Source organism: Virgibacillus carmonensis, assembly GCF_057836705.1.
Genome location: NZ_JBYQFJ010000187.1, coordinates 1 through 667, shown reverse-complemented (window position 1 = coordinate 667; position 667 = coordinate 1). Strand labels below are relative to the sequence as shown.

Annotated in this window: 1 protein-coding gene; it reads right to left on the bottom strand. The window is 36.7% G+C overall.

Annotation, left to right across the window (positions count from 1 at the left end; genetic code table 11):
* Window positions 1-157 precede the first annotated feature (157 nt).
* Window positions 158-640 carry an N-acetyltransferase gene (locus AC3G7N_RS21280; RefSeq protein WP_089062853.1) on the bottom strand — a complete coding sequence of 161 codons (483 nt, stop codon included), beginning with the start codon at window positions 638-640 and terminating at the stop codon, window positions 158-160.
* Window positions 641-667 lie beyond the last annotated feature (27 nt).

The window sequence follows — 667 nt, the reverse complement described above, 5'->3', positions numbered from 1 at the left end:
AAAAACTAATAAGTGACCGGCAGCTGCAGCCCTCTCTTAACATTTCCGCTAAGAACTACTCTTGAAAGCCTGAATTTATAATATTTTCCCATGGAAAAAAGACATGACTGATGTAAATGCAATCAATCATGTCTTTCTCTTTCACAATTAGTCCTTCTTAATTTTCTTTTTCCTTTTCTTTTACGCCGGCAGGCATCCAAATATATGGATTCTGACCTAAGTCCCGTTCCATTTCATATTTTGCTTGTTGAAAGTCCATTTCTTCCCAGAAACCCTGGGAATTTATTCTTGGATTTGTTTTGATTGGCAATTGATCCTGTTTTGCAAACTCCACTAATGCTCTTCCATAACCATTTCCGCGGTAATCGGGTAACACTTCCAATTTCCAAAGCTCCAAATAGTCCTGGGCCGGTTTAAAGTAAGCATCATATTTCGCCCTCACCTTGTATAAACTCATTCTCGCTACCAAATTATTTCCATAATAAATTCCGTAAAATGGCGATTCACTGTCATTTTCCACAATGTTGCTTTGTAAGTCCTCGAGCATAGAAAGCTCCTGATTTCCGTAAGCCTTAAAGTGTTTGAACTTTTCAAGTGTTTTATAATTGATTAATAATTTTTCAACTTTGATTTGATTCATCATTGTATCCCCCTTCACTTTCCTTCT

Bases quoted from the DNA above. Each gene is read 5' to 3' on its own strand.
- AC3G7N_RS21280 (WP_089062853.1), bottom strand. From the start codon at position 640: ATGAATCAAATCAAAGTTGAAAAATTATTAATCAATTATAAAACACTT.